This window comes from Noviherbaspirillum sp., from assembly GCF_036563305.1.
Classification (GTDB): Bacteria; Pseudomonadota; Gammaproteobacteria; order Burkholderiales; family Burkholderiaceae_D; genus Noviherbaspirillum.
Genome location: NZ_DATCMQ010000010.1, coordinates 97,091 through 122,254 on the forward strand (window position 1 = coordinate 97,091; position 25,164 = coordinate 122,254).

General features: G+C 64.8%; 24 protein-coding genes and 1 tRNA gene. 10 read left to right on the forward strand and 15 right to left on the reverse strand.

Features of this window, described 5'->3' with window-relative positions:
• Window positions 1–78: 78 nt before the first annotated feature.
• The 8 genes from VIM12_RS07815 to VIM12_RS07850 all read right to left on the reverse strand — a co-directional run bounded on the left by VIM12_RS07815 (window position 79) and on the right by VIM12_RS07850 (window position 9,956).
• Window positions 79–2,421 (reverse strand): Tex family protein, encoded by a 2,343-nt coding sequence (locus tag VIM12_RS07815; protein WP_331941049.1) that lies wholly within the window; start codon window positions 2,419–2,421, stop codon window positions 79–81.
• A gap of 96 nt (window positions 2,422–2,517) precedes the next feature.
• Complete coding sequence (prmC, locus tag VIM12_RS07820) at window positions 2,518–3,357, reverse strand: peptide chain release factor N(5)-glutamine methyltransferase (protein ID WP_414691768.1); 840 nt, start codon at window positions 3,355–3,357, stop codon at window positions 2,518–2,520.
• A complete protein-coding gene (locus VIM12_RS07825; protein WP_331941051.1) occupies window positions 3,354–3,830 on the reverse strand; it encodes a disulfide bond formation protein B in 477 nt (158 codons plus the stop codon). The genes prmC and VIM12_RS07825 overlap by 4 nt, the downstream gene beginning before the upstream one ends.
• A gap of 73 nt (window positions 3,831–3,903) precedes the next feature.
• Window positions 3,904–4,986, reverse strand: coding sequence for a peptide chain release factor 1 (gene prfA / locus VIM12_RS07830; protein ID WP_331941052.1), 1,083 nt, complete (start codon window positions 4,984–4,986; stop codon window positions 3,904–3,906).
• Window positions 4,987–5,065: 79 nt separating this feature from the next.
• The gene (gene hemA / locus VIM12_RS07835) at window positions 5,066–6,355 is read right to left on the reverse strand and encodes a glutamyl-tRNA reductase (RefSeq protein ID WP_331941053.1); all 1,290 of its coding nucleotides are present in this window, start codon (window positions 6,353–6,355) and stop codon (window positions 5,066–5,068) included.
• A 132-nt stretch (window positions 6,356–6,487) separates the two neighbouring features.
• Window positions 6,488–7,168, reverse strand: coding sequence for a response regulator transcription factor (locus tag VIM12_RS07840; protein WP_331941054.1), 681 nt, complete (start codon window positions 7,166–7,168; stop codon window positions 6,488–6,490).
• A gap of 121 nt (window positions 7,169–7,289) precedes the next feature.
• Entirely contained in the window at window positions 7,290–9,392 is a 2,103-nt protein-coding gene (locus VIM12_RS07845; RefSeq protein ID WP_331941055.1) for a putative bifunctional diguanylate cyclase/phosphodiesterase, read from the reverse strand.
• Window positions 9,393–9,880: 488 nt separating this feature from the next.
• Window positions 9,881–9,956, reverse strand: a tRNA-Phe gene (locus VIM12_RS07850).
• A gap of 114 nt (window positions 9,957–10,070) precedes the next feature.
• Here VIM12_RS07850 and VIM12_RS07855 point away from each other — a divergent pair.
• The 7 genes from VIM12_RS07855 (at window position 10,071) to VIM12_RS07885 (ending at window position 16,728) form a co-directional block, all read left to right on the forward strand.
• Window positions 10,071–11,261, forward strand: a complete 1,191-nt coding sequence (locus tag VIM12_RS07855) for an FAD-dependent monooxygenase (protein ID WP_331941056.1) — start codon at window positions 10,071–10,073, stop codon at window positions 11,259–11,261.
• 24 nt (window positions 11,262–11,285) lie between these two features.
• A complete protein-coding gene (locus VIM12_RS07860; RefSeq protein ID WP_331941057.1) occupies window positions 11,286–12,008 on the forward strand; it encodes a DsbC family protein in 723 nt (240 codons plus the stop codon).
• A 119-nt stretch (window positions 12,009–12,127) separates the two neighbouring features.
• The gene (locus VIM12_RS07865) at window positions 12,128–13,117 is read left to right on the forward strand and encodes an MDR family oxidoreductase (protein ID WP_331941058.1); all 990 of its coding nucleotides are present in this window, start codon (window positions 12,128–12,130) and stop codon (window positions 13,115–13,117) included.
• On the forward strand, window positions 13,114–13,719 hold the full coding sequence (locus tag VIM12_RS07870; RefSeq protein ID WP_331941059.1) for a nucleotidyltransferase family protein: 606 nt from the start codon (window positions 13,114–13,116) through the stop codon (window positions 13,717–13,719). Before VIM12_RS07865 ends, VIM12_RS07870 begins: the two co-directional genes overlap by 4 nt.
• Window positions 13,720–13,771: 52 nt before the next feature.
• Entirely contained in the window at window positions 13,772–14,230 is a 459-nt protein-coding gene (locus VIM12_RS07875; RefSeq protein WP_331941060.1) for a DUF3429 domain-containing protein, read from the forward strand.
• A 7-nt stretch (window positions 14,231–14,237) separates the two neighbouring features.
• Window positions 14,238–16,028, forward strand: a complete 1,791-nt coding sequence (locus VIM12_RS07880) for a M61 family metallopeptidase (protein ID WP_331941061.1) — start codon at window positions 14,238–14,240, stop codon at window positions 16,026–16,028.
• Window positions 16,029–16,248: 220 nt separating this feature from the next.
• Window positions 16,249–16,728, forward strand: a complete 480-nt coding sequence (locus VIM12_RS07885) for a hypothetical protein (RefSeq protein ID WP_331941062.1) — start codon at window positions 16,249–16,251, stop codon at window positions 16,726–16,728.
• A 51-nt stretch (window positions 16,729–16,779) separates the two neighbouring features.
• On the opposite strand, the gene trpC is transcribed toward VIM12_RS07885, so the two are convergent.
• From trpC to rpe, 6 genes are all read right to left on the reverse strand, one after another.
• Complete coding sequence (trpC, locus tag VIM12_RS07890) at window positions 16,780–17,583, reverse strand: indole-3-glycerol phosphate synthase TrpC (protein WP_331941063.1); 804 nt, start codon at window positions 17,581–17,583, stop codon at window positions 16,780–16,782.
• A gap of 2 nt (window positions 17,584–17,585) precedes the next feature.
• Window positions 17,586–18,623, reverse strand: coding sequence for an anthranilate phosphoribosyltransferase (gene trpD, locus VIM12_RS07895; RefSeq protein WP_331941064.1), 1,038 nt, complete (start codon window positions 18,621–18,623; stop codon window positions 17,586–17,588).
• A 20-nt stretch (window positions 18,624–18,643) separates the two neighbouring features.
• Entirely contained in the window at window positions 18,644–19,207 is a 564-nt protein-coding gene (locus VIM12_RS07900; RefSeq protein WP_331941065.1) for an aminodeoxychorismate/anthranilate synthase component II, read from the reverse strand.
• A gap of 1 nt (window position 19,208) precedes the next feature.
• The gene (trpE, locus tag VIM12_RS07905) at window positions 19,209–20,705 is read right to left on the reverse strand and encodes an anthranilate synthase component I (protein ID WP_331941066.1); all 1,497 of its coding nucleotides are present in this window, start codon (window positions 20,703–20,705) and stop codon (window positions 19,209–19,211) included.
• 205 nt (window positions 20,706–20,910) lie between these two features.
• On the reverse strand, window positions 20,911–21,588 hold the full coding sequence (locus VIM12_RS07910) for a phosphoglycolate phosphatase (protein WP_331941067.1): 678 nt from the start codon (window positions 21,586–21,588) through the stop codon (window positions 20,911–20,913).
• Window positions 21,585–22,250, reverse strand: a complete 666-nt coding sequence (gene rpe, locus VIM12_RS07915) for a ribulose-phosphate 3-epimerase (protein ID WP_331941068.1) — start codon at window positions 22,248–22,250, stop codon at window positions 21,585–21,587. The genes VIM12_RS07910 and rpe overlap by 4 nt, the downstream gene beginning before the upstream one ends.
• 125 nt (window positions 22,251–22,375) lie before the next feature.
• Between rpe and apaG the strand changes: the two genes are divergently transcribed.
• On the forward strand, window positions 22,376–22,750 hold the full coding sequence (gene apaG, locus VIM12_RS07920) for a Co2+/Mg2+ efflux protein ApaG (protein WP_331941069.1): 375 nt from the start codon (window positions 22,376–22,378) through the stop codon (window positions 22,748–22,750).
• A gap of 1 nt (window position 22,751) precedes the next feature.
• Here the strand turns inward: apaG and VIM12_RS07925 are convergent, their stop codons facing one another.
• The gene (locus tag VIM12_RS07925) at window positions 22,752–22,919 is read right to left on the reverse strand and encodes a hypothetical protein (protein WP_331941075.1); all 168 of its coding nucleotides are present in this window, start codon (window positions 22,917–22,919) and stop codon (window positions 22,752–22,754) included.
• On the opposite strand from VIM12_RS07925, the gene VIM12_RS07930 reads away from it, so the two are divergent.
• Together VIM12_RS07930 and VIM12_RS07935 are read left to right on the forward strand one after the other, a co-directional pair.
• The gene (locus VIM12_RS07930; RefSeq protein WP_331941070.1) at window positions 22,903–24,111 is read left to right on the forward strand and encodes a murein transglycosylase A; all 1,209 of its coding nucleotides are present in this window, start codon (window positions 22,903–22,905) and stop codon (window positions 24,109–24,111) included. The genes VIM12_RS07925 and VIM12_RS07930 overlap by 17 nt on opposite strands.
• Before the next feature lie 53 nt (window positions 24,112–24,164).
• Window positions 24,165–24,941, forward strand: coding sequence for an enoyl-CoA hydratase (locus tag VIM12_RS07935; protein WP_331941071.1), 777 nt, complete (start codon window positions 24,165–24,167; stop codon window positions 24,939–24,941).
• Window positions 24,942–25,164 lie beyond the last annotated feature (223 nt).

Sequence of the window (25,164 nt, forward strand, 5' to 3'; positions counted from 1 at the left end):
GTTCGCGCGGGCGTCGCTGCCAGGCGCGCGCAGGATGGCAAGGGATGCCGGCGCGGCGCCCCTTGCCCGTACTGCAGGTCAACCTTTCAGCTTTGCAAACGCCGCCGCCATCGCATTGTTGACCGGCTGCGGGACCCGCTGCTGGTGCTGGGACAGCCGTTTTGCATCGTTGCGGTCGCCGCGCTGCTCAGGGCGGGCGCCGGCCGGCTGCGGGCTGTCGGACAGGCGCATGGTCAGCGCGATGCGCTTGCGCTTCTCGTCCACTTCCAGCACCTTGACCTTGACCACCTGGCCGGCCTTGACCACGGTATGGGGGTCGCGCACGAAGGTATTCGACAGCGCTGAAATATGTACCAGGCCGTCCTGGTGAACGCCAATGTCGACGAACGCACCGAAGGCGGCAACGTTGGTCACCACGCCTTCGAGGATCATGTCGGGGCGCAGGTCCCGGATCTCTTCCACGCCTTCCTTGAACGTTGCCGTCTTGAATTCCGGCCGCGGATCGCGTCCGGGCTTTTCCAACTCTTTCAGGATGTCGGTGATCGTCGGCACGCCGAACTTGTCATCGGCATAACGTGCCGGCGACACGGTCTTGAGCAGCTTGCCGTCGCCGATGACTTCCTTCACGTCCTTGCGGATGTCGGCCAGGATCTTTTCAACCAGCGGGTACGACTCCGGGTGCACCGCGGAGGCGTCAAGCGGGTTGGCGCCATTCATGATGCGCAGGAAGCCCGCCGCCTGCTCGAAGGTCTTGTCGCCGAGCCGCGGCACGGCACGCAGGTCGGCGCGGGAAGCGAACATGCCTTTCATGTCGCGGTAGTTGACGATGCTCTGTGCGACGCTGGCGTTCAGGCCGGACACCCGGGCCAGCAGCGGCACGGACGCGGTATTCACATCGACGCCGACCGCGTTGACGCAGTCCTCCACCACCGCGTCGAGGGAGCGCGCGAGCTGGCTCTGGCCCACGTCATGCTGGTACTGGCCGACGCCGATCGATTTCGGGTCGATCTTGACCAGCTCCGCCAGCGGGTCCTGCAGCCGGCGTGCAATGGAGACGGCCCCGCGCAGCGAAACGTCGAGCTCCGGCAGTTCGCGCGAGGCGAATTCGGAGGCGGAGTACACCGAGGCACCGGCTTCCGACACCACGATCTTCGTGAGCATGAGCTCCGGATGCTGCTTGATCAGGTCCTGGGCCAGCTTGTCGGTTTCGCGCGAAGCGGTGCCGTTGCCGATCGAGACCAGCGCGACATTGTGCTTGCGGCAGAGCTGCGCCAGGGTGTGCAGGGAGCCATGCCAGTCGTTGCGCGGCTGGTGCGGGAAGATGGTGGTGGTGTCGACCACTTTTCCGGTGGCGTCGACCACCGCCACCTTGACGCCGGTGCGCAGGCCCGGATCGAGGCCCAAGGTCGCGCGCGGGCCCGCCGGCGCCGCGAGCAGCAGGTCCTTCAGGTTGCGCGCAAAGACGTTGATCGCCTCGACTTCCGCCCGTTCGCGCAGGCTGGTCATCAGCTCGGTCTCGAGGTGCATGAACACCTTCACCCGCCATGCCCAGCGCACCGTGTCGGCCAGCCACTTGTCCGCAGGACGGCCCTGGTTGCTGACACCGAACCGGGCGGCGATACGGCCCTCGCATGGATTGTGCGGCGCGTCCCACTTGGGCTTTTCCTCCTCGCTGTCGAGACGCAGGCTGACATTCAGGATTTCTTCCCGGCGTCCGCGAAAGAGCGCCAGCGCGCGGTGCGAAGGGATGGTCGAAATGGTTTCCGAATAGTCGAAATAGTCGGCGAACTTCGCGCCTTCGTCCTGCTTGCCTTCGACCACCTTGGACTCGACCACGCCGTGTTCGGTCAGGTACTCGCGCAGGTTCTGCAGCAGGGTGGCATCTTCGGCGAAACGCTCCATCAGGATCTGGCGTGCACCGTCGAGGGCAGCCTTGGTATCCGGCACGCCGGGATTGTCGCCGTTGGCCGTGCTGAATGCCGGCTGCAGGTATTTTGCTGCTTCTACTTCTGGGTTCAGGGACGGGTCTGCAAGCAGGGCGTCGGCCAGCGCCGTGAGACCGGCTTCCGCCGCGATCTGCGCCTTGGTCCGGCGCTTCGGCTTGTACGGCAGGTACAGGTCTTCGAGCCGGGTCTTGTCCTCGGCGTGGACGATCGCCTCCAGCAGTTCCGGCGTCATCTTCCCCTGCTCCTCGATCGACGCGATGATCGCCGAGCGGCGGTCTTCCAGGTCCCGCAGGTAACGCAGGCGCTCTTCGAGCAGGCGCAGCTGGATGTCGTCCAGGCCCCCGGTGGCTTCCTTGCGGTAGCGCGCAATGAAGGGCACGGTTGCGCCTTCGTCCAGCAGGGCGATGGCAGCGGCAACCTGGGCCGGCTTGGCGGCAAGCTCGACGGCGAGGCGTTGTTCGATCGATGGCAGCATGAATATGAAGAATGAAGAAAAACAAGCGGGTGATGATACGCAATTTCTTCGGACGCGCCAGTCTTGACAGCCCGAAAATACCGCACCGCTGCAACGCTACCCGCGCTGGTCGAAAACGCCGCCCGTGACCCGCTCGATGCCCGCCAGGTCGCGCCAGCTCTGCACGCGGGAAAAACCGTCGGCCGCCAGCATTGCGCGCACCGCGGCCGCCTGGTCGTAGCCGTGCTCCATCAGCAGCCACCCGCGCGGCAGCAGGCGCGCAGGGGCGCCCGCCACGATCCGCCGCAACGCACCGAGCCCGTCGCCGTGGTCGGTAAGGGCGTCGATCGGCTCATGACGCAGATCGCCCTGCGAAAGGTGCGGGTCGCCGGAGACGATATAGGGGGGATTGGACACGATCACGTCGAAAGCGACGTCCGGCACCGCGGCGTACCAGTCGCTTTCGATGAAATGCACGGTTACGGCGTGGCGCTCTGCATTGCGTGCGGCGACGCGCAGTGCGGCCACGCTTGTGTCCGCTGCGGTCACCTGCGCGTCCGGACGCTCGTGCGCGATGGCCACTGCGATCGCTCCCGAGCCGGTTCCCAGGTCGAGCAACCGGCCGCCTTGCGGCAGATATTGCAGTGCCAGCTCGACCAGCAGTTCGGTCTCCGGGCGCGGGATCAGCACCTCGGGCGTGGTGTGCAGCATCAGTCCGAAGAACTCCCGTTCACCGACCAGGTAGGCGATCGGCTCGCCGTCGATGCGTCGCTGGAAGAGCGCCGCCACACGCCGCGCGTCTTCCTCCCCGAGCGGCTGCTCGGCGCGGGTAATCAGCTGCACCCGGCTCAACCGCAAGGCATGGGAAAGGAGGACGCGGGCTTCCAGCGGATCGAGCGGCGGCTTGTGCAGCAGCGCGCCGATGCTGGTGCCCGGGGCAATGTGCAACACGTTCAGCGGCTTTGGCGGAATGCGGCCCAGAACAGGACCAGCAGCAGCAGGATGAACCAGGCGAACGACCACTGCGGCACCGACAGCCCCAGCACCGGCGCGTACTCGGCCGAGCAAAGGCCTTCGGCCTTGAACAGGAAGGGCATCAGCTCGGCAGTCGGAATCCGGTTGAGCGAGGTTTCGAGCGGGTCGATCCCGCAGGAGACCGATGGATGGGCCTTCACCCACAGGTGCCATCCGGCGATGCCCGCGCCGGTGACCGCGCCGAGGGCGCCGAGCAGGGCGCCGGCCTTGGTTGCGCCGCGCGGCAGCAGTGCAAACACCAGGCAGATCAGTCCGACGGCGATGAAGGCGTAGCGCTGCAACACGCATAATGGGCAGGGCAGCATGTCCTTCACATGCTGCAGGTACAGTGCAAATCCCACCAGGGAAAATGCGATGATGGCAACGGAGAAGAGGACGGGTCTGGAAGTCTTCATGGTGTTACTTGTCGTTAAGTTATGCCGTTTGAACAAGCAACCGGCGATAAGTTCCTGCGGTCAACTTTCCTGATTATGCCTCTTCCGCGAGCGCGGCAAGCTGCTCGGCCTGGTGCTCCGCCAGCAGGGCATTGGTCAGTTCGTCGAGGTCGCCGTCCATGATGAAGTCGAGCTTGTACAGCGTCAGGTTGATGCGGTGGTCCGTCATCCGGCCCTGCGGGAAATTGTAGGTGCGGATGCGCTCGCTGCGATCGCCCGAGCCGACCAGCGACTTGCGCGTCGCCGCCTCCTTCGCCTGCTGCTCGCGCAGTTGCACGTCCTTGATGCGCGCGGCGAGGACCTTCAGCGCCGATGCCTTGTTCTTGTGCTGGCTGCGGTCGTCCTGGCATTCGACCACGATCCCCGTCGGCAAATGGGTGATGCGCACTGCGGAATCGGTCTTGTTGATGTGCTGGCCGCCGGCGCCGGAAGCGCGGAAGGTATCGATGCGGATCTCGGACGGGTTGATGTTGACGTCCTCCACCTCGTCGGCCTCCGGCATCACCGCGACGGTACAGGCGGAGGTGTGGATGCGGCCCTGGGTCTCGGTGGCGGGCACGCGCTGCACCCGATGGCCGCCGGACTCGAACTTGAGACGGGAATACGCGCCAAAGCCGATCACGCGGACGATCACCTCCTTGTAGCCGCCGATTTCCGATGGCGACTCCGACACCATCTCGACCTGCCAGCGGTTGCGCTCGGCATAACGGGTGTACATCCGCAGCAGGTCGCCGGCGAACAGCGCCGCCTCGTCGCCGCCGGTGCCCGCGCGGATCTCGAGGTAGATGTTGCGCTCGTCGTTGGGGTCCTTCGGCAGCAGCATCTTCTGCAGGTCGCCCTGCAGCTGCTCGATGCGCGCCTTCGCCGAGGCGATCTCTTCCTGCGCAAGCTCCTTCATGTCCGGATCGGCCAGCATTTCCTGCGCTGTCTCGATGTCCCTGCCGGCCTGCACATAGTCGCGGTACAGCGACACCAGCGGCCCGAGTTCGGCATGCTCGCGGGTCAGCTTGCGATACTGCTCCATGTCGGCGGTCACGCCTTCCTGCATCAGCAGGTTGTTCACCTCTTCCAGCCTTTCGGTGAGCTGGTCGAGCTTGGCGAGCATTGAAGGTTTCATCAGTTTTTTTCCGTTTGAGATGCGGGAGGCGCCGCCCGGGCGCAGCGGCGCGCCGGCAGCACCGGCAGGGGGAGGGGCGCTAGCGCTTGGTGCGGAACAACTGCGGCAGCAGGGCGGCGAGACGGGCGCGGTCGTCGCCCTGGGCGTTGTGCAGCGCCTGCTGCGGGCCGTGCAGGAACTTGGCGGTGATGCCTTTTGACAGCGCATCCAGCACGGTCTCGATGTCCTCGCCCCGTGCCAGCAGCTTGCGCGCGCGGTCCACTTCCGCCAGCCGCATGGCTTCGCTGCTGTCGTGCAGCTCGCGGATGACCGGCACCACGGCACGGCTGTCCATCCAGTGCATGAAGGACTGCACCCGCGTTTCGATGATGGCTTCGGCCTGTGCGACTGCAGCCTGGCGGCTTTCGACACCGGTCTGCACCGCGCTGCCGAGATCATCGACGGTGTACAGGAAGACGTCGTCGAGGCGTGCGACCTCGGACTCGATGTCACGCGGCACCGCGAGGTCGACCATGAACATTGGCTTGTGCCGGCGGGCCTTGATCGCGCGTTCCACCATGCCAAGTCCGATGATCGGCAGCGAGGAGGCGGTGCTCGACACCACGATGTCGAATTGCGCCAGCGTGTCGGGCAGGTCGGCCAGGCGTATCGCCCTGCCGTTGAAGCGGTGGGCCAACGTCTCGCCGCGCTCCAGCGTGCGGTTGGCGATGGTCAGCGATTTCGGATTCTGCGCGGCGAAGTGGGTGGCGCACAACTCGATCATTTCGCCGGCGCCGATGAACAACACGTTCTGCTCTGCGATCTTGTCGAAGATGCGTTCCGACAGGCGTACCGCGGCGGCGGCCATCGACACGCTGTGGGCGCCGATCTCGGTGGTGGTGCGTACTTCCTTGGCGACCGCGAAGGTGCGCTGGAACATCTGGTGCAGGTAGGTGCCGAGTCCGCCGGCCGCTTCGGCCCGCCGCACGGCTTCCTTCATCTGGCCGAGGATCTGCGCCTCGCCCAGCACCATCGAATCGAGGCCGGAAGCGACCCGAAAAGCATGGCGGACCGCATTATCCTGCGGCAGCGTATACAGGTAGGGACGCAGCTCGCCGTAGGGCAGCTTGTGATATTGCGCGAGGAAGCGGGCCGTCGTGTCGATCGCGGCCTCCACGCCGCCGGGCACGCGGCTGGCCGCGTAGAGCTCGGTGCGGTTGCAGGTAGACAGGATCGCCGCTTCGTCGGAGGCGCCGGACGCCACTGCGTTGCCGAACCACGCACGCGCCGCCGCCACCGCCTGACCGATCTGGTCAGCCGGGAAGGCCACCTTCTCGCGCAGGGAAACCGGCGCGGTCGTGTGGTTGAGGCCTACGGCGAGGAGCTGCATTGCAGGTGGATGGGCATTTTTTTTGGGGCCTCTATTTTATCCCTTGTTGCGGACGGGCACAAAGCGAGGCGCCGTGTTGGCAAATCGGAAGCAGTCGGACGCCGGCGCATGGCAAGCCGTTCCGGCACCCGTTCAGGCTGCCAGCTGCTCGAGCCGGTAGCCGTAACTGTAGACAGGCAAAAGCCGCAATCCGTTCTCGGGGCGCAAGCCGAGCTTGGTGCGCACACGGGAGACGTGGGTATCGATGCTGCGGCCGTCCATTTCCTGTTGGCCAGGCCAGACCGCCTCCTGAATGAAGGCCCGCGACAATGGCCTGCCGAGATGGCGGAAAAACAGCAGCGCGAGGTCGAATTCCTTCTGCGTCAGGTCGATTGCCGCCCCGTTCTTCGTCGCCTGGCGTGATGTCGGATCGAAGGCATAGGCGCCGAAGGATTGCAGGTGTTCGCGATCCGGCGCGGGATGGAAGCGCCTCAGGAGCAGTTTGACGCGGATTGCCAGTTCTCTCCGCCGCACGGGTTCGAACAGGTAGTCATCGGCCCCCGAGGCAAGGGCCGCGAACAGCGCGTCCTCGTCGGCGCGTGTGCCCACGACCAGCAGCGGCAGCGGCCGCCCTTCGTGGCGGCGCCGTTGCAGGGCATCGATGAGCTTGCCGGAGAGTGGCAGGCCGGCAACCAGCAGGTCGCAGGCATCGGCATCGAGCGCTGCCGGGATGCCGGCTTCATCGTGGACTTCGCAGGCATGGCCGGCGGCGCGCAGCACGTCGCCGATCAGTCCGGCATCGCTGCTGTCCCTGGTCAGGATGGCAATTCGCATGAGGGTCGCGGTCGAGGCTGTCAGTAGGCGGCGAGGCTCCGGCGTTGCTCCGGGATGGACGGGCGTTCCCGCCGGAGGCTCTCCGGCCGCGATCATGCCACGATTCCCGCCGCTGGTCCGGTCAGGCCGTCACCGGACGGCCGTCCTCCCCGGCGATGTCTTCGTCGTGCTGCAATCCCGGGTTCAGCAGGCGGCTGAGATCCTCCCCCATCATCGGTCGCGCCAGCAGGAAACCCTGCGTCTGGTCGCATTGCAGTTCCTGCAACAGCTTCAGCTGCTCGGTGGTCTCGACGCCTTCAGCCACTACTTCCATCTCCAGCGCGTGCGCGAGGCGGATGATGGCCGACACGATCGAACGCGACTGCTTGTTGCCTTCGGCCAGGGTGCGGATGAAGGCGCGGTCCACCTTCATCTGGTGTACGCCGAATTCCTGCAGATGACTCAGGCTCGAGTAGCCGGTGCCGAAATCGTCGATCGCCAGGTCGAAGCCTGCCGCCTTCAGCTTGTCCACCGTCTTGCGTGTCTCTTCCGCATTCTCCATCGCCGCCGACTCCGTGATCTCGAACATCAGCAGCGACGGCGCCACGCCGAACCTGCCGGTGATGCCCAGAATATCGTCCACCAGGTTCGGCGAGCGCAGCTGGATCTGGGACAGGTTGACAGCGATCCGCGTGACTACGCGCCCGCGGTCCTGCCAGTCGCGAAGCTGCCGGCACACCTGCTCCAGCACCCAGTTGCCGACGGCGACGATCTGTCCCGATTTCTCGGCTACCGGGATGAACTCCGCCGGCGACACCATGCCAAGGTCGCCGTGTCGCCAGCGCAGCAGCGCTTCCGCACCGACGATCCGGCTGCCGGTGCGATCAAACTTGGGTTGGTAATGCAGGAAGAACTGCTCCTCGCGCATCGCCGTACGCAAGCCCTGCTGCAGCGTGATCGTGCGCAGGGTTGCTTCATTCATCGCGGTTTCGAAGAAGCGGAAGTTGTTGCGGCCGTTGCCCTTGACGACGTACATCGCCGCGTCCGCATGGCTGAGCAGCACATCGACGTTGTCGCCGTCGTCCGGGAAGATGCTGATGCCGATGCTGGGCGAAATCGCCATCGTGGCGCCGGGCAGCTCGAAATGGGACTTGAATGCATCGAGCAGCTTCTCAGCGATCTGCGCGGCGACCTCGACGCCAGGGATGCGGTCGACGAAGACCACGAACTCGTCGCCGCCGAAACGGGCTACCAGGTCCTCCTTGCGCACGGCATTCTGCAGCCGCTGGGCCAGTTCCTTCAGCACGGCGTCACCGACATTGTGCCCAAGCGAGTCGTTGATGGCCTTGAAGCCGTCCAGGTCGATGAAATAGACGGCGAACCGGTTGCCGCTCTCCCGCGATGCCGCGATCGCCGCCTTGATGCGATCGGAAAGATGGGTGCGGTTGGGCAGGCCGGTCAGCGCATCGTGGCTGGCCTGGTGCTTCAGTCGTTCCACCAGCAGGTCGGTGCTGCTTTCATGGCGCGAGTCGAGCACTGCCAGCACCACCGTGATCGCCAGGATGCTGAGCGTCGCACCGCCGACGGAAATCGCCAGCCAGCTGGTGTTGACGCCGGTCGCGGCGCGACAAACGGAATCGATCGGAAACTGCGCGGCGGCCATGCCCGTGTAATGCATGCCGGTGATGGCGATCCCCATCAGCACCGCCGCGCCCAACCGGCGCAGCCAGAGCAGCCCGGGCCTGGCCGTACGCAAGGCGTGCGCCATCCACAGTGCGGCGATGGAGGCGACGATCGCGATGACAATGGAAGCAACAAGGATGGTCAGCGTGTATTCGATCTCGGGCTGCATGCGCAGCGCCTCCATGCCCGTATAGTGCATCGCGGCGATGCCGAGTCCCATCAGGATGCCGCTGCTGCACAGGCGCAGGAACGACAACTCGCCCCGGGTGACGAGGTCGAGCGCAAAGTAGGCGACCAGCGTGGCGATCAGCAGTGAATAAAAGGTGATCGCCGTGTCGTAGCCGAGCGGGATCGGCAGCGAAAAGGACAACATGCCCACGAAGTGCATCGACCAGACGCCAAGTCCCATGGCGATCGCCCCGCCCACCAGCCAGTAGAAGCGGCGTGCGCTGTTGCGCAAGGTGGCGATGCGGCCCACCAGGTCCAGCGTGGTGTAGGAAGCGGTGGTCGCGATGAACAGCGATGCGAACACCAGTGGATAGCTATAAGTCCCTTGCAGCATGATTCATTTTCCGCCAGCGCGGCGATGATGACAGTATTGCAACCGTGCCGTGCGGGAGCACGCGAAATGCCGCCAGGCTCGTTGGCGGGCGGCGCGGGTATGCTGCTCCGGCGGTTGCTGATCTTTTAACGAAAGGGCTGTGCCCAGATTGGATCGGGCGTGGGATCCGAACAAAGCGCTGCGTAGCGACCTCAGGCCGGCGACGATGAGGGCGGCCCGAGGATAATGAAATGTTTCCGTAACGCAGGTATTAGGGTATGCGAAGTCCCGCTTCGCGTCCATCGCTTTCCTGATTTAAGTTTGCAATCGGAGCGATTGGCGTTTGATGCCGGCCATCGCGAGCGGGACCGCGCGGGAAAGAATCGCATGAGGAAAGCGAGCCCGGTCGATCGGCGCGTCCAACACGTGCAACTTCGAAAATGGAGCGAATGAGATCGGATGACGCAAAAACGAAAAAGGGCTCAGCCTAAGCTGAGCCCTTTTAATCTTGGTGGCCCGGGGCGGAATCGAACCACCGACACAAGGATTTTCAATCCTCTGCTCTACCGACTGAGCTACCAGGCCAAGGCGCGCAAGTATAGCAAAGCTATCGAATTATGCAAGGCCTTTGAAAGTGGAGCCCGCTGTCACCCGCTATAATGGGCCGCACTTCTGCTTCTTTTCTCCGGCTCCAGGACTATGCAATCACAAGCCACGGTGTGTGTCATCGGCAACGGCGCGGTCGGCAAGGCCGCGGCGCTTGCCTTCGCGCAGGCTGGTCTCGATGTCGCGCTGCTGCAGCCGCCGGTGCACGCCGCTGCTGCTGCCGGCGGCGCGGACTGGGACCTGCGCGTCTATGCGTTGAACCAGGTGGCGCGCTCGCTGCTTTCGTCGCTGCGGGTCTGGCAGGCCCTTGATGCGTCTCGGGTCGCGGCGGTTGACGCGATGGACGTGAAGGGCGACGGCGCGCAGCCCGGCAACCTCGTATTCGACGCCTATGGCGCGCGCACCAATGCGCTTGCCTGGATCGTGGAGGACCGCAACCTCAACCAGGCGCTGGACGCTGCGCTGCGTTTCGCGCCCAGCCTGCGCATGGTCACCGGCAGCGCTGTCGCGCTGCGGCAGCAGTCGGACCGCGCGGTGGTCACGCTTGCCGACGGCACGTCGATCGAGGCGGCGCTGGTGGTCGGGGCGGATGGCGCCGAGTCGTGGGTGCGAGGCCAGTGCGACATCGGACTCGACTACCGCTCTTATGGACAACAGGCCGTGGTGGCCAACTTTGAATGCGAGAAGCCCCATGGCGGGGTTGCGTGCCAGTGGTTCACCTCCAGTGACGGCGTCGTTGCGCTGCTGCCGCTGCCGGGGCAAAGGCTTTCGCTGGTATGGTCGGCACCGGAAGCCCTGGCGCAGTCGCTGCTGGCCGCGCCTGTTGCGCAACTCGCCGAACGCCTGACGGTCTTGTCCGGCCATCGCTTCGGTCAGCTGAAACCGCTGCAGCCGGAGGCGGCGAGAGCCTTCCCGCTGCGCCTGGTACGTCCGCATGCGATCGTCGCGCCGCGCGTCGCGCTCGTCGGCGACGCGGCCCATGTCGTGCACCCGCTCGCAGGACACGGGATGAACCTCGGGTTTGCCGATGTCGAAGCGCTCGTGCGCATCGTCGTCGGGCGCGAGGCGCATCGCGACGCCGGTGACGAGCGGGTACTGGCGCGCTTCGGACGGGCGCGCAAGGAAGACATCTTCCTGATGCAGTTCGCCACCGACGGACTCGAGCGCCTGTTCGCAGCCGATCTCGAACCGGTGCGCCTGCTGCGCAACGTTGGACTGAACCTCGTCAACAGCCTGCCAGTCTTAAAACGAGCATTGATTACCCAGGCAATGGGAAAGCGTTAGCACCTCCTCAAGGAAAACAGCAACATGATCAAACTGACCAGAATCGCCGCCGTGCTCGCCTTTGGCTTCGCCGCCGCCGGCGCCGCTGCCCAGAACTCCCCGGAAGTGGCCATCAAGAAGGCACTCGAGCCGCGTCTCGGCGAAGGCGTGAAGATCGACTCGGTGACGAAGACGCCGTACGCGGGCCTGTACGAAGTGCGCATCGCCGGCGACATTTTCTACACCGACGCCAAGGGCGACTACATGTTCCTCGGGCGCGTGGTGAACACGAAGACCTTCGAGGACTACACCCGGGCGCGCATCGACGAGATCAACAAGATCCGTTTCGCCGACCTGCCGCTCGACTCCGCGCTGAAGATGGTGAAGGGCAACGGCAAGCGTGTGATCGCGGTGTTCGAAGATCCCAACTGCGGCTACTGCAAGCGTTTCCGCCAGACGCTCAACGAGATGGACAATGTGACGGTCTACACCTTCATGTACAACATCCTGTCCGAGGACTCGGTAACGAAGTCCCGCAACATCTGGTGCTCTTCCGACCGTGCCAAGGCCTGGGACGACTGGATGATCCGGAACCGGCAGCCGGAGGCTGCTCCCGCCAACTGCAGCACGCCGCACGAAAAGGTATTCGCGCTTGGCCAGAAGCTGCGCGTCACCGGTACGCCGACCATCTTCTTCACCGACGGCACCCGCATTCCCGGCGCGGTGGACGCCAAGGCCCTCGAAGCCAAGCTCGCCTCGATCAAGTAGCGCATCCGAATCGCCAACATCGCCACACCAGGCGCGTCCCTCGGGACGCGCCTTTTTTTTGATGCGAAACAGGGTTTCTCGACGCGCACTATAATCGGTTTTCCCCTATGGAGGAGACCATGTACAACGCGATACTGCTCGACAAGAATGAAGACGGCAGCACCAACGCGCGGCTGACCCAGCTCGACGAGGCGCAACTGCCCGCCGATGGTGACGTGACCGTGCGTATCGACTATTCGACGATCAACTTCAAGGATGGCCTTGCCATCACCGGCAAGTCCCCGGTGGTGCGCAAGTGGCCGATGGTGCCGGGCATCGACGGCGCAGGCGAGGTGCTCTCATCGTCGCATCCGGACTGGAAGGCGGGCGACGCCTTCGTGCTCAATGGCTGGGGCGTGGGCGAGGTCCACATGGGCTGCCTGGCCCAGCGCGCCCGCCTGAAGGGCGACTGGCTGATCCGGCGTCCGCCCGGCATGTCGGCGCGCAGCGCCATGGCGATCGGCACCGCCGGCTATACCGCGATGCTGTGCGTGATGGCGTTGCAGGACCATGGCGTTGGCAGCGACAGCGGCGAGATCCTGGTGACCGGCGCGTCGGGTGGCGTAGGCAGCGTCGCAGTGGCGCTGCTGGCCGCCGCCGGTTACCGTGTCGTCGCCTCCAGCGGCAAGCTGGACGAGGCCGACTACCTGACATCGCTGGGCGCCGCCGAGGTCATCGACCGCTCACAGCTGTCGGCCGCCGGCAAGCCGCTGCAGAAGGAACGCTGGGCGGGCGTCGTCGATTCGGTCGGCTCGCATACGCTGGTCAACGCGCTGGCCCAGGTGCGCTACGGCGGCGCGGTTGCTGCCTGCGGCCTGGCGCAGGGGCTGGACCTGCCCGGCTCGGTTGCGCCCTTCATCCTGCGCGGCGTCAGTCTGCTGGGCATCGACAGCGTGATGGCGCCGCGCGCCAGGCGCGAAGAAGCGTGGCGTCGCCTGGCACAGGAGCTGCGGCCGGAGGCGCTCGAGCGCATCACGACCGAGATCGGCCTGGCCGAGGTGCTGCCGCATGCCGCCGACATCCTGCAGGGCAAGGTGCGCGGCCGCCTGGTAGTGGACGTCAGCAGGTGACGCCGATCCCGCACATCGGCGCGTTCACCGGCATCCTGCTGGCCGCCGGACGCGGCCGGCGCTTCGACCCGAGCGGCGAGCGCGACAAGCTGATGGCGGCGCTGGACGACGGTACGCCGGTTGCGGTGGCTGCCGCCCGCAACCTGCTCACCGTCCTGCCGCATGTCGTGGCCGTGGTGCCCGCCGGCTGCGAGGCGCGCGCCCGGAGCCTGGAGGCAGCCGGCTGCAGGGTCACCGTGTGCGCGCATGCGGACGACGGCATGGCGGCGTCGCTGGTCCATGGCCTGCGCGCATCCCTGCATGCCCAGGGCTGGGTGATCGCGCTGGCGGACATGCCCTGGGTGGAACCGGCGACGATCGCTTCCCTGGTGGACGCGGTGGACGAGGGCGCGCATATCGCCGTGCCGACGTGGCAAGGCGAGCGCGGCAATCCAATCGCCTTCAGCCGCGGCTACCTGCCGGAGCTGCTCGGCCTGCGCGGCGACGCCGGCGCGCGCAGCCTGCTCAAGACCTGGCCGGTAACCGAGGTGCCGACCGCCGACGGCGGCATCCGCCGTGACATCGATACCGCTGGCGATCTTGCCCGGGGAGCCGATGCGTGAAAGGCGGGGAGCGATACCCGGTACACTAGCGTTTTTCGCCAGTCACGCCTTCATGAATTCCCGACTTTCCGATACCCGCCTGCCCGCCATGCTGGCGCTTTGCGGCATGCTGCCGTTCGTGCTGCTGATGCTTGCCTGCTGGGTGGTGGATGCGGAATGGCTCGGCTTTTTCATCCGTGGACAGCTGGCCTGGGGCATCGCCATCCTGTCCTTCTCCGGCGGGATACACTGGGGCGCCGCATTCACCCGCGATGACCTGACGCCGGAACAAACCCGCAGTGCACTGGTCTGGGGAATTCTGCCGGTGCTGATTGCCTGGGGCAGCACGCTGGCCGGCGGCTTCGGCTTCGCGATGTTGATGGCGGGTTTCGTGCTCGCCTATCAGGCGGACAAGCGCCAGTTCGGCTGCTACCGGCTGCCCGCCTGGCTTCTTGCGCTGCGGCTGAAGCTCACCGCAGCGATCGTGTTCATGCTCGCGCTCACCGTCATCGCCGCCAATATCAGAGGTTAGGAATCGCATGAGAAATGCCGTCAACTACATCGTGGTCCCGAAGGACCTGTCCGCCCACCTGTTCGAGGTTACGCTGACCGTCGATGCCCCCGACGCCGACGGCCAGGTCTTTGCGCTGCCTGCATGGATACCGGGCAGCTACATGATCCGGGAATTCGCGCGCAACATCGTGCGCATCGCCGCCGAGTCGAACGGCGAGCCGGTGGCACTCAGGAAGCTCGACAAGCATACCTGGCAGGCCGCGCCGTGCAGGCGCAGGATCACCTTGCGCTACGAGGTCTATGCCTGGGACCTGTCGGTGCGCGCGGCCCATCTCGACCAGACCCATGGTTTCTTCAACGGCACCAGCCTGTTCCTGTCGGTGCGCGGCAAGGAGGGACTGCCGCATGTCGTCGACATCCGTCGTCCGGAAGGCGAGGCATACCGCCAGTGGCGGGTTGCCACCGCAATGCCGGAACTGAAGGCACGGCGCTACGGCTTCGGCACCTACATCGCCGCCGACTATGACGAACTGATCGATCATCCGGTGGAGATGGGCGACTTCACGCTCGCCAGCTTCAAGGCCCATGGCGTGGCCCATGACGTCGTCATCACCGGGCGCGTGCCGAACCTGGATATCGGCCGCCTCGCCGCCGACCTGAAGAAAGTCTGCGAAGCCCAGATCGCGCTGTTCGAACCGCAAAGCCGACGCGCGCCGATGGACCGGTATGTATTCATGACGCTCGCTGTCGGCGACGGTTACGGGGGCCTCGAACACCGTGCCTCGACCGCGCTGATCTGCTCCCGCAACGACCTGCCGGTGCTGGGGCAGAAGGAGGCCGGCGACGGCTATCGTACCTACCTCGGCCTGTGCAGCCATGAGTACTTCCACACCTGGAACGTCAAGCGCATCAAGCCGGCGGTGTTTTCGCCCTACGACCTCCGTAGCGAGGGCTACACTTCGCTGCTGTGGCTGTTCGAGGGATTCACCAGCTATTACGACGACCTGATGCTGGTGCGCAGCGGCTTGATGGACGAGAAGCAGTATCTGACCGCCATCGCCAAGACAGTGAACGGCGTCCTGCGCGGCAGCGGGCGCAGCAAGCAGAGCGTCGCCGAGTCCAGCTTCGACGCCTGGGTCAAGTACTACCGGCAGGACGAGAACGCGCCGAACGCGATTGTCAGCTATTACACCAAGGGTTCGCTGGTCGGCCTTGCGCTCGACCTCACGATCCGCATTGAGACGCGCGGCCGCAAATCGCTGGACGACGTGATGCGCGCCCTGTGGCAACGCTACGGCCGCGACTTCGCGACAGCAGGACGCGGGCTGGCCGAGGACGAGGCGCGCGCCGTGTTCGAGGAGGTCACCGGACTCAAGCTCCGGCGCTTTTTTGAGCGCTACGTGCACGGCACCGACGATCTTCCGCTCGACAAGCTGCTGGCCCCGTTCGGCATCCTGCAGGCCGACAAGCGCAAGGATGCGAAGGCGGCGCTTGGCATCCGGACGGCCGGCAATGGCGGCGACTGCAAGGTGGCAAGCGTGTATGAGGGGTTTGCCGCGCACAGGGCGGGCGTCTCCGCCGGCGACGTGCTGATTGCCGTCGACGGCCTGCGCGTGACGGCGGCGAATCTCGACAAGCTGCTGGCGCGCTATCGCATAGGCGATGCCATTGCGCTGCATGTTTTCCGGCGCGACGAGCTGATGGTTTTCACCGCGGTACTGATGCCGGACGACACGCCGCGCCTGGCGTTCGAGTTGCAGGACAAGCCGGTCGCGGCGCTCCGCCTGCGCCGCGACTGGTTGTCGCCGGCACGATAGGGCGGGCGTCTCCTGTCGGCGAGCGCAAGTCTGGGATAGGCGGGGTGGCACGCGGGTTGCGTGTGCAGCCGGCACCGTCTGCCGGCGCCTTGATTATTCCGGAAGCGCGCGCTTGCCGCGCTGTACCGGCTACATGCGATTGTCTTTTTTACCGGTAGAACGGGCGTCGGACAGCAGCCGTCCCCTGACGACCAACACCAAAAACAGGACAGGAGCGCACATGAACCAGCAGACCTCCGGCTACCTTGGCCGTACCCTCGTCTCCGGCACCATTGCCGGTTTGGCCACTGCCGCCACCGCCGCCCTGGCGGGCAAGCGGGAGACCACTTCCTATCTCGCGCCGGTCAACGCGACCAGTCACATTGCCTGGGGCGACATTGCCGCGACCCAGGACGGGCCCTCACTGAAATACACGCTGACCGGCTTCCTGCTGAACCACGCGGCAACCATTTTCTGGGCCGCCGCCTATGAAAAGCTGGTGGAGCCCCGCGCAGGCGACCGCGACGACGGGTTGATGAGGCCGGTGCTTGGCGCAGTCGCGGTGACCGCCGGAGCTTACGTCACCGATTACTACCTGGTGCCGCGGCGCTTTACACCGGGATGGGAGAAGCGGCTGTCCGGCCGCTCCCTGGCGGTGATCTACGGCGCCATGGCGCTGGGCCTGGTTGCCCGGGGGCTGGCGCAACGCCGACGCACCTGATCCTGGTGCCGCCGTCGGTGCCGGCTATGCCGGCGGCAAGCGGACAGCGTTTCAGGACGAAAACAGGCGTTGCAGTTCGACGCCCGGCTCCGGCGCGCGCATGAAGGTCTCCCCGACCAGGAACGCATGGACGTCGGCGTCGCGCATCCGGCGGACATCGTCGGCATTGCGGATGCCGGATTCGGTCACGACGAGCTTTTGCGGCGGGATGCGCGGCAACAGCCCGACCGTCGTGTCGAGCGACGTCTCGAAGGTGCGGAGATTGCGGTTGTTGATGCCGATCAGCGCCGTTTTCAGGCGCAGGGCTGCGTCCAGCTCCCCGGCATCATGCACTTCCACCAGCACGTCCATGCCCAGCTCATGCGCGCAGGCTTCCAGCTCCGCCATCAGGCCGTGGTCGAGCGCGGACACGATCAGCAGGATGCAGTCGGCGCCCCAGGAGCGGGCTTCGTAGACCTGGTAAAGATCGACCATGAAGTCCTTGCGCAGCACCGGCAGCGCGCATGCCGCGCGCACCTCGCGCAGGTAAGCGGGCTTTCCCTGGAAGAATTGCACATCAGTCAGCACCGATAGGCAGGCTGCGCCATGGTCGGCATAACTGCGTGCAATATCCGCGGGGTGGAAATCGGGGCGCAGCACGCCCTTCGACGGCGATGCCTTCTTCACCTCGGCAATGACGCCTGCGCCACCGGCGCCGATCTTTGCCCGCAGTCCGGCTTCGAAACCGCGCAGGGAGCGCCGTGCCTCGTGGTCGCTTTCGACTTCACGACGCAGGCTTGCCAGGTCGCGGTATTTCTTGGCGGCGGCAACTTCGTCCGCCTTGACGTCGAGGATCTTGTTGAGGATGTCGGACATGGTCAGTTGGCGCCGCCGAGTTTCTGCGTCGCCTGGATGAATTGGTTGAGCTTGCTGCGCGCGGCGCCGGACGCGAGCACCTCGCGCGCCTTCAGCAGTCCGTCGCCGATGGTCGGTGCCAGGCCGGCGGCATACAGCGCCGTACCGGCGTTCAGCACGACGATATCGCGCACCGGCCCCGGCGTATTGTCCAGCGCTTCCAGTACTTTCTGTCGCGACTCTTCCGCGCCCGCCACCTTCAGGTTGCGGCTTGCCACCATCTGCAGGCCGAAGTCCTCCGGATGGATCTCGTATTCGCGGATCTCGCCATCGACCAGTTCGCCGACCATGGTCGCCGCGCCGAGCGAGACTTCGTCCATGTTGTCGCGGCCCCAGACCACCACCGCGTGCTGCGCGCCGAGGCGCTGCAGCACGCGCACCTGGATGCCGACCAGGTCCGGATGGAACACGCCCATCAGGATATTGGGCGCGCCGGCCGGATTGGTGAGCGGTCCGAGGATATTGAAGATGGTCCGTACGCCCAGTTCCTTGCGCACGGCGGCCGCATGCTTCATCGCGGAGTGATGATTGGGCGCGAACATGAAGCCGATGCCGGTTTCCTCGATCGACTGCGCGACCTGCTCCGGTTTCAGGTTGATGTTCGCGCCAAGCGCTTCCAGCACGTCCGCGCTGCCGGAAGACGAGGACACGCTGCGGCCGCCGTGCTTGGCGATACGTGCTCCTGCCGCGGCGGCCACGAACATGGAGGCGGTGGAGATGTTGAAGGTGTGCGCGCCGTCGCCGCCGGTGCCGACGATGTCGAGCAGGCCGCGCGTATCCTTCAGCGGCACCTTGGTCGCGAACTCGCGCATCACCTGTGCTGCGGCCGCGATCTCGCCGATGGTCTCCTTCTTGACGCGCAGGCCCATCGTCAGCGCGGCGATCATGAGCGGGGACATCTCGCCGCTCATGATCCTGCGGAACAGGGACAGCATCTCGTCGTGGAAGATCTCGCGGTGCTCGATACAGCGCAGCAGCGCCTCCTGCGGGGTGATCTGCATAGGGGACTCCGTTGGGTGGCTCAGACGCTCAGGAAATTCTTGAGCAGCGCATGTCCGTGTTCGGACAGGATCGATTCGGGATGGAACTGCACGCCTTCGACCGCGAGGCTCTTGTGGCGCACGCCCATGATCTCGCCGTCGTCGGTCCACGCGGTCACTTCCAGGCAGTCCGGCAGCGTGGCGCGTTCGATCGCCAGCGAGTGGTAGCGGATGACCGTGTACGGGTTCGGCAGGTCCTTGAACACCCCGGTGCCGTTGTGATGGATAACCGAGGTCTTGCCGTGCATGACCTGTTTCGCCCGGATCACCTTGCCGCCGAACGCCGCGCCGATTCCCTGGTGGCCGAGGCAGACGCCGAGAATCGGCAGCTTGCCGGCGAATTCCTTCAGCACCGGCACCGATACCCCCGCTTCATTCGGCGTGCAGGGGCCGGGAGAGATGCAGATGCGGTCGGGCTTCAGCGCCGCGATCTGCTCCAGCGAGATCTCGTCGTTGCGAAAGGTGCGCACATCCTCGCCGAGCTCGCCGAAATACTGCACCAGGTTATAGGTGAAGGAGTCGTAGTTATCAATCATCAGCAACATGTCACAGCTCCCCGTCCAGTCCGTCCTGCACCTGTTCCGCTGCACGCAGCACCGCGCGCGCCTTGTTTTCGGTTTCCTGCCACTCCATCTCGGGCACAGAATCGGCAACTACGCCCGCCGCGGCCTGGACGTACAGCATGCCATCCTTGATCACGCCGGTGCGGATCGCGATCGCCAGGTCCATTTCCCCGCCGAAGGAGAGGTAGCCGCAGGCGCCGCCGTAGATGCCGCGCTTGGTAGGCTCCAGCTCGTCGATGATTTCCATCGCGCGCACCTTGGGCGCGCCCGAAAGGGTGCCGGCCGGGAAGGTGGCCTTCAGCACATCCAGGTTGGACAGTTCCGGCTCGAGCATGCCTTCGACATTGGAGACGATGTGCTGCACATGCGAGTATTTCTCGATCACCAGCTTGTCGGTCACCTGCACGCTGCCGGTTTCGGCGATCCGGCCAATGTCGTTGCGCGCCAGGTCGATCAGCATCACATGCTCGGCGATCTCCTTCGGATCGGCCAGCAGCTCCTTCGCCAGTTGCGCATCCTTCTCCGGGGTTGCGCCGCGCGGACGGGTGCCGGCCAGCGGCCGTATCGTCACCTTGCGCCTGCCGTCGTTGCCCTGCTCGTTGCGCACCAGGATCTCGGGCGATGCACCGACGATCTGCATGTCGCCGAAGTTGTAGAAGTACATGTACGGCGACGGATTCAGGGACCGCAGCGCGCGGTACAGCGACAGCGGGGCGTCGACATACGGCTTCTTCAGGCGCTGGCCGACCTGCACCTGCATCAGGTCGCCCGCCATCACGTATTCCTTCGCCTTCTCGACAGCCTTCAGGTAGTCCGCCTTTGCAAATTCCCGGATGGTCTCGGTGCGCACGGAGCCCGATGTCACCGGCACGTCGACCGCGCGGCGCAGCATCGCGCGCAGATCCTTCAACCGCTGGCGGCCCTTCGAGTAGGCCTCCGGGCTCGCCGGATCGACGTACACAATGAGATAGAGCTTGCCCGACAGGTTGTCGATCACAGCCAGTTCTTCGGTGACCAGCAGCTGGATGTCGGGCAGGCCAAGGTCATCGCGCGGCGTGGAATCGGCCAGGCGCTTTTCAATATGCCGGACGGCGTCGTAGCCGAAGTAGCCAGCCAGGCCGCCGCAGAAACGCGGCATCCCGGGGCGGATCGCCGCCTTGTAGCGCGCCTGGAAGGCGGTGATGAATTCGAGCGGATTGCCTTCGTGGGTTTCCACCACTTCGCCGTGCTTCACCACCTCCGTACGGCCGCCGAAGCTGCGCATCAGGGTCGACGCCGGCAGGCCGATGAAGGAGTAGCGGCCGAAACGCTCGCCGCCGACCACCGATTCAAGCAGGAAGGTGTTCTTGCCGGTGTTCTGCGTCTGCGCCAGTTTCAGATACAGGGTCAGCGGGGTTTCGAGATCGGCGAAGGCTTCGGCGATCAGCGGGATGCGGTTGTAGCCTTGCGCGGCCAGCGATTTGAATTCGAGTTCGGTCATGGTTCTCTCCGGGCGCTATTGTAGAACGATGGCCAATAGCGGGGTGGATTTCAAAAAACGTTGCTGACGTGGCAAGTGCAGGGCACCGGCGGTCAGCGGCGATCGGGGTCAGTTGGACCAGGATTGCCAGCGTCGCCACAGCCAGGCCTCAAACAGACCGGGTGTGCATGCTTTACGTTTTTTTCCGAGAAACATGAGGGTGGATTCAGACCGAAATGAGTTGGGCTGCTTCAAGCAGCGTGGAAACTATACCATCCGTATCGACGTTGTGTATAGGCTCGCCATGGTTGTACCCGTAAGGGACGTTCAGCACCCGGCACCCGGCCGCGCGTGCCGCCTCGGCGTCGTTCGAGGAATCCCCGATCGCCACCACCTGGGCCGGCAGCAGGCCGAAGTCCTCACATACCTTGAGAAGCGGGTAGGGATCCGGTTTCTTTCTCGGCAGGGAGTCGCCGCCGTAGAGAATCTCGAAGTGCCCGGCCAGTCCGGTTTTTTCCAGCAGCGGCCTCGCAAAGCCGATCGGCTTGTTCGTCACGCAGGCCAGGCGCAGGCCTTTTTCACGCATCGCGGCAAGGCCTTCGCGCACGCCGGGATAGACGGAGGAATGCACGCCGTTGATGTCGACGTAATGCCGGCTGTAGGAGGCGAGGGCGGCCTCGAAGTGCTCCTCCACACGCGCCGCATCGTAGTCGAGCGCAAGCACGCGGCGCATCAGGTTCTCGGTACCCTTGCCGACGAACAGGGAGATCGTGTCGATATCGGTCGGCGCCAGCCCCAGGTCGGCGCGCATCCTGTTGACCGCGACCAGAAAGTCGGGCGCGGTATGCACCATGGTGCCGTCGAGGTCGACGATCGCGGCGCGGATTCCGATCAGGCCGGTCATGCCTGCGCCAGTTCTGCGCGCATCGCGTCGATCACCGTCTTGTAGTCGGGCTTGCCGAAGATGGCCGAGCCGGCGACGAAGGTGTCCGCGCCGGCTTGTGCCGCCTGGCGAATGTTCTCGACCTTGATGCCGCCGTCCACTTCCAGCATGATGTCCCGGCCGGACTCGTCGATGCGCCTGCGCACCGCGCCGATCTTCTTCAATGCTTCGGGTATGAAGGACTGGCCGCCAAAACCGGGGTTGACCGACATGATCAGCACAATGTCCAGCTTGTCCATCACGTGGTCGAGGTAGTGCAGCGGGGTGCCCGGATTGAAGACCAGTCCTGCCTTGCAGCCATTGTCCCGGATCAGTTGCAGCGAGCGGTCGATGTGCTCGGACGCTTCGGGATGAAAGGTGATGATGTTTGCGCCGGCCTTGGCGAAGTCCGGGATGATGCGATCAACCGGTTTCACCATCAGATGCACGTCGATCGGCACCTGCACATGCGGCCGGATCGCCTCGCACACCAGCGGTCCCACCGTCAGGTTCGGCACATAATGATTGTCCATCACGTCGAAGTGGATGATGTCGGCGCCGGCGGAAACGACGTTGCGGACCTCTTCCCCGAGGCGGGCGAAATCGGCGGAGAGTATGCTGGGAGCGATGCGGAAGTTGGGCATGACGGGCTGGATCGGAAATGATCCGCTATTTTACTTTCGTCCAGCCGACGCGTGTTGCAAGCCCTGCCGTTTTCGTGTGCAATGGGCAATCGCCGCCAAGTAGTCATAAAAATAAGGAATCCTGCATGCCTGCCTATGAGTTCAGCGTGACGGTCCGCACCAGGTACATCGAGGAGCAATCCGATCCTGACCGGTCCAGCTACGTGTTCGCCTATACCATCACCATCCGCAATACCGGCACTGTCGGCGCGCAGCTGATTTCCCGCCACTGGATCGTCGTCGACGGCAACAACCGGGTCGAGGAGGTCCGCGGGCTCGGCGTAGTCGGACACCAGCCGCTGCTCAAGCCGGGCGAACAGTTCGAGTACACCAGCGGCACCGCGCTGGCGACACCGCAGGGGTCGATGACCGGCACCTATTTCTGCGTCGCCGAAGACGGCGAGCGATTCGAGGCAAGCATTCCCGAATTCATCCTGTCGTTGCCACGCACCCTGCACTGACCTAATCTTTGGCCTTGTCCTCCGGGTCGCGCGGCTTTTGAGCCGGCGGCTCGGGTTTGCGGCCCGAGAACATCGTCCACCAGACGATGAATATCAGCAGAAACAATGCAACGCCAGCTTCCAGCATCAACAGCCACATATCCCCGGTCCCCATGTCATTGATACGCAAGAGTCTACCTGCAACTGCCACGGCAGTCTCACTCCTCCTGTCCGCCTGTACCTCGACGCCTCCCGCGCCGGTCGCCGTCCCGCCCCGGGTTGAGCCGACGCCGGCTCCCGCTCCGGTCATCCCGGAAGTCCGCAAGCCCGTGCTTGCGCCGGTGGCTTTTTCGACACTGCCTGGCTGGAGCCGCGACAAGGTGAGCGAGGCCTGGCCGGCCTTCATGACATCGTGCGAGACCCTGGTCCGTAAACAGGACTGGGCAGAGCCTTGCAAGGTGGCCCGCGATGTCGACGGCGGCAATGAAAAGGCGGTGAGGCTGTTCTTCGAATCGTTCTTCGTGCCCCATCAGGTGTCCAACGCCGACGGGACCGACAGCGGAATGGTCACCGGCTACTACGAACCCCTGCTGCGCGGCGCCCGCAAGCGCGGCGGCCCATACCAGGTGCCCTTGCACCGGACGCCCGAGGACCTCTTGACGATTGATCTCGCGCCCGTGTACCCGGAGCTGAAGTCGATGCGCTTGCGTGGACGCCTCGTGGGGAACAAGGTCGTGCCGTATCCGACCCGGGCGGAAATGACGCGGGCGGGCATCCTCAATGGCCGCGAGCTCCTGTGGGTGGACGACGCGGTGGAGGCCTTCTTCCTGCAGGTACAGGGTTCCGGCCGCGTGCAGCTTGCGGACAGCAAGGAGACGGTGCGCGTCGCCTACGCGGATCAGAACGGCCATCCCTACAAGTCGATCGGCCGGTATCTGGTCGACAAGGGGGAAATGACGCTCGACCAGGCATCTGCCCAGAGCATCAAGGCATGGTACAAGGCCAACCCGTCGCGCCAGCAGGAGCTGCTGAACGCCAACCCGAGTTACGTATTCTTCAAGGAGGAGAAGCTCGCCGACCCCTCGCGCGGCCCGAAGGGCGCCCTCGGTGTGCCGCTGACGCCCCTGCGCTCGATCGCGGTCGACCCGCAATTCATTCCGCTCGGCGCACCGGTTTTCCTTTCCACGACTCAACCCGCTTCCGAGACGCCCTTGCAGCGTCTGGTGATGGCGCAGGATACCGGCGGCGCGATCAAGGGAGCGGTGCGCGCCGACCTGTTCTGGGGCTTTGGCGCCGACGCTGGCGAAAAGGCCGGAAAGATGAAGCAGCGCGGCGCGATGTGGGTGCTGCTGCCGAAACAGGCGGCGCCGGCTTCGAGGTAAGCGATCCTCGCACGGCGTTACAATCTTCATCCCAATTCAGGAGGAGCGAACAAATGCATTACGAAAACATCGTAGTCGAGACCACGGACAAGGTAGGCGTGATCCGCCTCAACCGTCCCAAGGCACTGAACGCCCTGAACGACGCGTTGATGGACGAGCTCGGTCAGGCACTGGGTGCGTTCGACGCCAACGACAGCATCGGCTGCATCGTCATCACAGGCAGCGAAAAGGCATTCGCTGCAGGAGCGGACATCGGTGCGATGGCGGACTACGGTTATATGGATGTCTACAAGGGCGAGTACATCACCCGGAACTGGGAGCAGATCCGGAAGGTGCGCAAGCCCGTTATCGCCGCGGTCGCCGGATACGCGCTGGGCGGCGGATGCGAGCTGGCGATGATGTGTGATTTCATCATTGCTGCCGATACCGCCAAATTCGGCCAGCCGGAAATCAAGCTCGGCACGATCCCCGGCGCGGGGGGCACACAGCGCTTGCCGCGCGCGGTCTCGAAGGCCAAGGCAATGGACATGTGCCTGACCGCCAGGATGATGGACGCAGCTGAAGCCGAGCGGGCAGGCCTGGTTTCACGGGTCGTGCCGGCCGATCGTCTTCTCGAGGAGGCGCTTGCCGCAGCCGCGACGATTGCCGGCATGTCCTTGCCCATCGCCATGATGGTCAAGGAGTCGATCAACCGCGCGTATGAATCGACGTTGAATGAAGGCGTGCATTTCGAACGCCGCCTGTTCCACAGCACCTTTGCCACTGAAGACCAGAAAGAGGGCATGCGCGCCTTCATCGAGAAGCGAGCGCCGCAATTCCGTCATCGTTAATACTCGGTAATGCAAAGAGTGAAACGTCGAGTGCCGACTGAAAAATTTCGTGCACGGTGCTTGACGCACTCTTTCCGGCCCGGCATAATCTCGTTTCTCTGCTGCTGACGAACAAAACGATTCGCAGCGACGGCGCCGGAAGGTGCAGGCGGACAGATCTTTAACAAGTAACAGCCGATAAGTGTGGGCGCTTGGTGGAGTGCGGCGATGAGAGATCATCGTA